Here is an 8,803-nt window from a genome sequence, read left to right as displayed (position 1 = left end):
GACGCGGAGACGGCGCTCTGGTCACTCGTGCAGTCCTCGACGACCGGCCCCTCCTCCGCGAACTCGTATCCGCCGCGTGCGCACCGCTCCGTACGGCAGCGGCGCAGCGTCGTCCGGCAGCCGTCGATGACGTGGAAGCCGTAGCCCTGCGAACCGGTGACCCGGCACCCGTGGAAGGTGCCGCGGCCCTCGGCCGAGACGTAGAAACCCGCTTCGGCGGGTGAAGTGACCGTGCACCGCTCGATGTTCGGGTCGGCGCCCTTGGTGACGATGAAGCCGGTGGCGACACCGTCGACCGTGCAGTTGGCGAGCGTGCCGCCGCTGCCGTGGTCCCGGAACCAGGCGCCGGTCGCGGCCTCGCGGATGCGGCAGTCGTCCAGCTGCACCGTCGCGCCGTCGCTCACCGAGACCGCCGTGCCGCGCACCTGGGTCAGGTCGCTGTCGATGACGTCGGCGCGTGAACCGCGGTCGAGCACGAACAACGCGTCGGGCACGGTGTGCACGCGGCAGGAGTCGAGCACGACGGTCGCACCGTCGCTGATCCACACCGCCGGGTAGTCGCCCGTACTCTCGTGGATCTCGCAGTTGTTGGCGTCCGCACGTGTGCCCGGGTCCCATACGGACAGACCGTTGCGGCCGAAGCGCCGCACCGTGGAACGGGTGAGGGTCAGCACCGAACGGGAGCGCAGATCGAGGGCGTTCTCGGGGATGTCGTGGATGTCGCAGTCGGCGAGGGTGAGCACCGCGTCGGTGTCCATCGTGACGCCGTCCGCCGAAGTGCGGTGCACCTGGCAGTCGGTGAGGTGTCCGGTCGCGCGGGCGACCACCTGCACTCCGCTGCCCTTGATCTCGTAGACCTCGCAGCCCACGGCTTCGGCCGCGCTGTCCTCGCCGTGCAGCGAGAGCCCCGCGCCCGTCGCATGGTGGACGCGGCAGCGCTCCAGCCGGGGATGGGCGCCGTCGCGCACGGATATGCCCGACTGCCCGGCCGAGACGACCTCGCACTCCTCGTAGACGCCGCCCGCTCCGCCGGTGACGCTGATGCCGATGCCCGCGGGGTTGTCGACGGTGCAGCGGCGCACGGTCGGACGGGCGCCACCGCGCACCTCGATTCCGGCGGCCGAACGTGTCATCACACGCAGCCCCGTCAGCTCCGCTGCGCCGTCCTCGACGAGCAGCGCGGGTGAAGCGGCGTCCTGGGCCTCGATCTGCAGGTCCTGCACGACGGCCGAGGACCGCACCGTCAGCGCGACGCCGTCCGCCGGGGCGATGCGCACCGACCCTGAAGCCGCCCGCTCAGGTCCGCGCAGCGTGACCGTGCGCTCCAGCACCAGGTTCTCCCGGTAGGTGCCGGGTGCGACCGTGATCACGTCTCCGTCGGTCGCCACCTCCAGGGCTGCGGTGAGAGAGGCGTACTCTCCCGTGCGGCGCCGCCACCGCGACGTACCGGCGTGCGTCACCTGCACCGAGCCCTGTGCCATTGACAGCTGTGCCCCAACCTCGAAGGTACGTATGGCGCGTTGAACCGCGCGGGAATCGCACCACCGTAGCGTGCGCGGAGAGGTGCCGGACGCCGCGTCCGCAGTTCGGCCGGGGGTCGGGGCCCTGCCGGCCGTCGCGGAGCCGGCCCCACGGAGGGGACCGGCCGGGCGGATCGGCTGCGCGCGGTGTCAGTTGTTGGAGCCGGTACGTCCCCAGTCGGGACCGATGCGGGCCCACTCCGCGTCCCAGTGCGCGTACCTGCGACGCAGCAACTGCCGAAGCGTCAGCCGGCGTCCCGTCTCCATCGCCCCGGCAGCTCCGGCGGCGACGGCGAGCCCCGCGAGAGCGGCGTAGGAGGATGCCGTCTGCGCACTCATGGGGCGCTTGACGACCTGACCGTCCGCATCGGTCCAGATGCGGAAACGCTCACCCGGCTGAACCCGCTTCTTCGAGCCCACGGTGTCCTTGTGACTGCTTCCGTCCGGGCCCGCCCAGTGGGCGACGACCTGCGTACGGTCGGGACGGTGCGCCGCGGACTCGGGATCGGAGTCGAGCGGAGCACGTGTCTGAATGGATTCCGCAGTGGCCCACACCTGGTGCCGGCCGTGCTTCTGCTCCTTGGCGTTCTGCAGAAGCGCGCTGTTGGTCTGGGAGGCTCCCAGCCACCCCAGAACAGGTGTGATGACGACTGTCAGTATCACGGCACACAGTGCCAGCCACGCTTCGCGGCGGTCGCTGCGGCGGCACAACGGGTTGCCGCGCCAGCGCCACAGACCGACGATCGAGCGCATAGGTTCCTCACCCCCTTCTCCACGTCCGTAAGTACCTCGTGGAGCGAAGTGCATGCGTGAACGGGGCCCAAAGAGAGCCAAATCACCGGAACGTGGTCAACGTCCCGGGAGCCGAAATGTATTCCCCCGGTGTTCCCCTCGTGGAGCTCCGACTCTACTCCGCGCGCGTGGACTCCCTCGCGTGGGGTGCCCGAAACGGGGTGCACGGGGTGACATCACGCGGCGCCCGGCAGTGCGCACGGCCCCTCTCACCGCCCCCGTCGACAGCGCAGAGTGGCGAAGTACGGCCACAGGGCCAAAGGTTCATGGCGGGCTACCCCATTCCAGGAGTCGTCATTCCGGGCAATAGCTCATCTTTTGAGCGATTGCCGGTGATCTCCGGCCCGGCTAGTTTCGTGTCCGCAGTGACTGAATTATCGGCGCCGGTACGGAGATTGGCGGTTTTTCAATGGCGACTGCGGTGGAACAGAATTCCGGTGGCGAGGACGCGGCACAGCACGCGCAGCTGAGCCTTGCCACGGCTGCCGCACGCAATCTGACCACCACCACCAAGACGCCCCCGCAAATGCAGGGAATCAGCTCTCGGTGGCTTCTCAAGGTCCTTCCATGGGTCCAGGTGCCGGGCGGCACCTTCCGGGTGAACCGGCGTCTGACCCACACGCTGGGCGACGGCCGGGTGGAATTCACCACGACCGGGGCGGAGGTGAAGGTCATCCCGCTGGAGCTGACGGAGATCCCGATGCTGCACGGCTACGAGGACCGTGCGGTGCTCGAGGCACTCGCCAACCGCTGCGAGCAGCGGGACTTCGGCCCGGGGGAGACGATCATCGAAGCGGGGCGTCCGGCGGACCAGCTGGTCCTCGTCGCCCACGGCAAGCTGCGCAGGAGCGCGGAGGGCAAGTACGGAGCGGACACGACGCTCGGCATCCTGGCCGACGGCGACCACATCGGCGCCGAACGGCTCGTAGGGGAGGCTGGGAAGTGGGACATCACGCTCACTTCGCTGACGAGCGGCACCGTCCTCACCCTGGCGCGGGAGGCGTTCGAGGAGGTCTTCGGCAGGTCCGACAGCCTCCGCTCGCAGGTGGAGTCGGCACGGGCGGCGGTGCCCGGACAGCGCACGGCCGACGGTGAATCGCAGATCAAGCTCGCGTCGGGGCATGTGGGCGAGTTCTCGTTGCCGGGGACGTTCGTGGATTACGAGCTCGCGCCGCGTGAGTACGAACTGAGCGTCGCGCAGACGGTGTTGAGGGTGCACACGAGGGTCGCTGATCTCTACAACCATCCGATGAACCAGGTGGAGGAGCAACTGCGGCTGACCGTCGAGGCGTTGCGTGAGCGCCAGGAGCACGAGATGGTCAACAACCGCGACTTCGGCCTTCTGCACAACGCCGGCATGAAGCAGCGCGTCCACACCCGCTCGGGCCCGCCCACACCCGACGACATGGACGAACTCCTGGCGACGGTGTGGAAGGAGCCGGGCGTCATCCTCGCGCACCCCAAGGCGATCGCCGCCTTCGGCAGGGAATGCACCAGCCGGGGCGTGCACCCCGCACCGATCGAGGTGGACGGCCACCGGATGCCGGCCTGGCGCGGCGTGCCCGTACTCCCGTGCAACAAGATCCCCGTCAGCGGCGCCGGGACCACCTCGATGCTCGCGATGCGAACGGGCGAGAGCGCGCAGGGAGTTGTGGCACTGCATCAGACGGGAATTCCCGACGAATATCAGCCAGGTGTCTCGGTCCGATTCATGGGCATCGACGAAAAGGCCCTCATCTCCTATCTGGTGAGCGCCTACTATTCGGCGGCCGTGCTGGTCCCGGACGCGCTCGGAATCCTCGAGGACGTCGAAATCGGGCATTGACCCGCCGCTGCCTCGGCAGCCGCCTGAGAACCCGCCATCTCACCCGCACGGAAGGTCCATGTCGTCCATGACTGGTCAGCCCGGTTCGACCCCCTCTCTCAGCCTCGCCACAGCCGCCGCACGACAACTGACCACGACCACCAAGACACCGCCGCAGATGCAGGGGATCTCCTCCCGCTGGCTGCTGAAGATCCTTCCGTGGGCGGAGGCCACGGGCGGCGCCTACCGCGTGAACAGGAGGCTGACGCACACGCTCGGCGACGGCCGCATCGAGTTCGTCTCCACCGGCGCCGACATCAGCGTCATCCCGTCCGAGCTGCGCGAGATCCCGCTGCTGCGCGGGCTGACGGACGACGCGGCTCTGAGGTCCCTCGCGGAACGCTTCGAACAGCTCGAGTTCGACGCCGGGGACACCCTCGTCTCGCGGGGCGACCCCGCGGACCAGCTCCTCCTCATCGCGCACGGAAAGGTGCAGAAGCGGGGGAGCGGCAAGTACGGCGACGAGACGTCGCTGGGGGTCCTGGCCGACGGCGACCACATCGGCGAGGCGGCCCTGACCCCGGAGGCGGGCGACTGGGAGCACTCCGTCACGGCGCTGACGCGGTGCACGGTTCTCGTGCTGCGCAGCGAGCACTTCCGGGAGGCCGTCGACCGGTCGTCCTCCTTGCGCTCGTACCTGGAGAGTTACCTCTCCCGGGCCATCCCGCGTCAGAACCGGCGCGGTGAGGCCGAGATCGACCTCGCGTCGGGGCATGTGGGCGAGTTCTCGTTGCCGGGGACGTTCGTGGATTACGAGCTCGCGCCGCGTGAGTACGAACTGAGCGTCGCGCAGACGGTGTTGAGGGTGCACACGAGGGTCGCCGACCTCTACAACCATCCGATGAACCAGGTGGAGGAGCAACTGCGGCTGACCGTCGAGGCGTTGCGTGAGCGCCAGGAGCACGAGATGGTCAACAACCGCGACTTCGGCCTTCTGCACAACGCCGATCTCAAGCAGCGCATCCGCACCCGCTCGGGCCCGCCCACACCCGACGACATGGACGAACTGATCTCGCGCCGCCGCAAGACGCAGTTCCTGCTCGCACATCCGCGGGCCGTCGCCGCGATCGGCCGGGAATGCACCAGCCGCGGCATCTACCCGCCGGAGACCGAGTTGGAGGGCGCCCGCGTACGCACCTGGAGGGGCATCCCGCTCCTGCCCTGCAACAAGATCCCGGTCTCCGAGGACAACACGACGAGCGTGCTGGCGATGCGTACCGGCATGGAGAACCAGGGCGTCGTCGGCCTCCACCAGACCGGCATCCCGGACGAGCTCGAGCCGGGGCTCAACGTCCGCTTCATGGGGATCGACGACAAGGCCCTGATCTCCTACCTGGTCAGCACCTACTTCTCGGCAGCAGTCCTCGTGCCCGACGCGCTGGGTGTGCTCGAGGACGTCGAGGTCTGAGAGGGCCGGCGGCGACGAACGCCTGAGAGGGGGTGAGGCCGCAGGGGTCTCAGCCGGAGGTCGCGGACGCACTCCACTTCCAGTCCGCGACCTCCGGCAGATCCGTGCCGTGCTCGCGGATCCAGTCGTGGTGCCGGATCCGTACGTCCTCCATCGCCTGCCGCACACCCGTCGCGCTCGCCGCGAGCCCTGGTGTGCGGTCGATGACGTCCATCACCAGCCGGTAGCGGTCCATGTCGTTGCGCACGACCATGTCGAACGGCGTGGTCGTCGCCCCCGACTCCTTGAAGCCGCGCACATGGAGGGAGTCGTGCACGGCCCGCCGGTAGGCCAGCCGGTGCACCAGCCACGGGTAGCCGTGGTAGGCGAAGACGACGGGCTTGTCCCGGGTGAAGACCGCGTCGAACTCGGCGTCCGGCAGCCCGTGAGGATGCTCGGAGGGTGGCATCAGACGCGCGATGTCCACCACGTTGACCACCCGTACCGCGAGACGCGGCAGATGCTGGCGCAGCAGCGACGCCGCGGCCAGCGTCTCCTGCGTGGGCACGTCGCCCGCGCAGGCCAGCACCACGTCCGGTTCCCGGCCCGCCACCTCGGTGCCGGCCCAGTCCCAGACCCCCAGCCCCCGGGCGCAGTGCCCGCGGGCCTCCTCCAGCCCGAGCCAGTCGAAGCACTGCTGCTTGCCCGCGAGGACGACGTTGACCGTGTCCCGCGTGCGCAGGACGTGGTCGGCCACGCAGAGCAGGGTGTTGGCGTCCGGCGGGAGGTAGACCCGTACGACCTGCGGACTCTTGTTCATCATGTGGTCGATGAAGCCCGGGTCCTGATGCGAGAAGCCGTTGTGGTCCTGCCGCCACGCGTGAGAGGTGAGCAGGTAGTTGAGGGAGGCCAGCGGCATCCGCCACGGTACGTCTCGCGCGCTCTGGAGCCACTTGACGTGCTGTCCGGCCATGCTGGCCACGATGTGGGCGAAGGCCTCGTAGGAGCCGAAGAGACCGTGCCGTCCCGTCAGCACGTAGCCCTCCAGCCATCCCTGGCACATGTGCTCCGAGAGCACCTCCAGCACCCGCCCGTGCGCACCGAGGTTCTCGTCGGTGGGCAGGGTCCGGGCCTGCCAGCCCCGCGGGGTGACGTCGAAGACGCCGTCGAGGTGGTTGGAGGCGGTCTCGTCCGGGCCGAAGAGGCGGAAGTCGCGCCGTTCCCGGGTGGCCTCGAACAGTTCCGTCAGCAGCCCGCCCAGCACACGCGTCGGCTCGTGCATGCCGTGTCCGGGCTGCTTCACGGACACGGCATGCCGCTCCAGCGCCGGGAGCGGCAGCTCGCGCACGAGCCTGCCGCCGTTGGCATGCGGCACGGCGCCGAGCCTGCGCTCACTCTCCGGTACGCACGACAGCACCTGCTCCGTGGGCCGCCCCTGCCCGTCGAAGAGCTCATCGGGACGGTACGAACGCAGCCACCCCTCCAACTCCCGCAGCGCTTCGGGGTCTTCGCGCACACCGGTGAGCGGGATCTGATGGGAGCGCCACGTGTCCTCGACCGGTTTTCCGCCCACCTCGGCCGGCCCCGTCCAGCCCTTGGGAGTGCGCAGCACCAGCATCGGCCAGCGGGGCCGGTGCGCCTTTCCGTCGGGACGGGCGCGTGCTTCGCGCTGATAGGTCGCAATCCGCTCCAGCGCGGTGTCGAAGGCCCCCGCCAGCGCGCGGTGCGCCTCCGCCGGAGGGGTGTCGGGACGGGCCGTGACGTGCAGCGGGTCGTAGCCGTAGCCGCGCAGCAGCGCGTCGAGTTCGTCTTCCGGGATCCTTGCGAGAACCGTCGGATTGGCGATCTTGTAGCCGTTCAGATGGAGCACCGGGAGTACGGCTCCGTCGTGCACCGGGTCCAGGAACTTGTCGGAGTGCCAGGACGCGGCCAGCGGTCCCGTCTCGGCCTCGCCGTCGCCCACGACCGCACACACCAGCAGATCCGGATTGTCGAACGCCGCCCCGAAGGCGTGGGCCAGCGCGTAACCCAGCTCGCCGCCTTCCTGGATGGAGCCGGGCACCTCCGGAGCCGTGTGACTGGGCAGCCCGCCCGGCTGGGAGAAGTCACGGAAGAGACCGAGCATGCCCTCGGCGTCCCTCGGCCGGTCGGGGTTGTACTCGCTGTAGGTGCCCTCCAGCCAGCTGCCGGCCAGCACCGCGGGGGCGCCGTGGCCCGGTCCCCATACGCACATGGCTTCCCGTCCGTGCTCCCGCACGGCCCGGTTCAGATGCGTGTAGACCAGCCCCAGCCCCGGTGCCGAACCCCAGTGCCCCAGCAGTCGCGGCTTGATGTGCTCGGCGCGCAGCGGCTCGCGCAGGAGGGCGTTCCCGCGCAGGTAGAGCTGGCATGCGGAGAGATAGTTCAGCGCACGCCAGTGGGCGTCGAGCTGTGCGGTTTCTTCGTCGGAGAGCGCGGAGTGCGTGTGCATTCCGGATGAGTACCAGGGAGGGTGCCTGCTGACACTCGTCCGGCGTGACCGGCAGGACATCCGAACCGTGTTGGATTGTCCGGGTCCACAGCGTTGCCTGGCGCTGTGACGAGCGGCACGATGACGGTGTGCTGAATCCATGGCTGGCACTGGCGACCGGAGCCGACGCGACCGAGCGGACCGGTCAGGTGCGGCGCGCCCATGAGGAGTTCGTGTCCGAAGGCGCGATCGGTGCACAGGTGCGCGACGTGGTGGCCGAGTCCTGGCAGCGCTGCGCGGGAGCCTCCGTCACTCCGGAGAGCGTCGCCCGCATCGACCTGGCCGACGACGAACTGGAGGCCTACCGCGCCGCCCACCCGCTCGCGCGCGTCATGCCGCTATTCCGCGAACTGCTCGGCACCGTCGCCGACGACGGCGCCCATCTGCTGTCGGTGTGCGACGAGAGCGGTCGCATGCTGTGGGTCGAGGGGCACGCCCAAGTGCAGCGTCACGCCGAGCGGATGAACTTCGTGCCCGGTGCCCGCTGGTCCGAGCGCTTCAGCGGCACCAACGCGCCGGGTACGGCGCTCGCTGTCGACCACGCCGTGCAGATCTTCACCGCGGAGCACTACTGCCGACCCGTCCAGGCCTGGACGTGTGCGGCCGCGCCCGTCCACGATCCGCGCACCCACCGCCTCATCGGCGCCGTCGACATCACCGGCGGCGACCATCTCGCCTCCCCGCAGAGCCTCGCCCTCGTCCAGGCCACGGCCCGCGCCGCGGAGGCGTAC

Annotated in this window: 6 protein-coding genes; 3 read left to right on the top strand and 3 right to left on the bottom strand. The window is 69.7% G+C overall.

Features of this window, described 5'->3' with window-relative positions:
• Positions 1–1,481: right-handed parallel beta-helix repeat-containing protein (locus H5J26_RS25190; RefSeq protein WP_181768260.1), on the bottom strand; the 1,481-nt coding region annotated here is incomplete at its 3' end.
• Between the two features lie 189 nt (positions 1,482–1,670).
• Complete coding sequence (locus H5J26_RS25185) at positions 1,671–2,273, bottom strand: hypothetical protein (protein WP_181768259.1); 603 nt, start codon at positions 2,271–2,273, stop codon at positions 1,671–1,673.
• A 448-nt stretch (positions 2,274–2,721) separates the two neighbouring features.
• Between H5J26_RS25185 and H5J26_RS25180 the strand changes: the two genes are divergently transcribed.
• Positions 2,722–4,137 (top strand): family 2B encapsulin nanocompartment shell protein, encoded by a 1,416-nt coding sequence (locus tag H5J26_RS25180; protein ID WP_181768258.1) that lies wholly within the window; start codon positions 2,722–2,724, stop codon positions 4,135–4,137.
• A 67-nt stretch (positions 4,138–4,204) separates the two neighbouring features.
• Positions 4,205–5,584 (top strand): family 2B encapsulin nanocompartment shell protein, encoded by a 1,380-nt coding sequence (locus tag H5J26_RS25175; RefSeq protein ID WP_235981064.1) that lies wholly within the window; start codon positions 4,205–4,207, stop codon positions 5,582–5,584.
• 49 nt (positions 5,585–5,633) lie between these two features.
• On the opposite strand, the gene H5J26_RS25170 is transcribed toward H5J26_RS25175, so the two are convergent.
• Entirely contained in the window at positions 5,634–8,033 is a 2,400-nt protein-coding gene (locus H5J26_RS25170) for a phosphoketolase (RefSeq protein ID WP_181768256.1), read from the bottom strand.
• Positions 8,034–8,161: 128 nt separating this feature from the next.
• On the opposite strand from H5J26_RS25170, the gene H5J26_RS25165 reads away from it, so the two are divergent.
• On the top strand, positions 8,162–8,803 hold a 642-nt coding region (locus tag H5J26_RS25165; protein ID WP_181768255.1), incomplete at its 3' end, for a GAF domain-containing protein.

The organism is Streptomyces albidus (ex Kaewkla and Franco 2022), assembly GCF_013870515.1.
Classification (GTDB): Bacteria; Actinomycetota; Actinomycetes; order Streptomycetales; family Streptomycetaceae; genus Streptomyces; species Streptomyces albidus.
The sequence above is the reverse complement of the archived record's forward strand: the minus strand, read 5'-3'. Positions and strand labels throughout refer to the sequence as shown.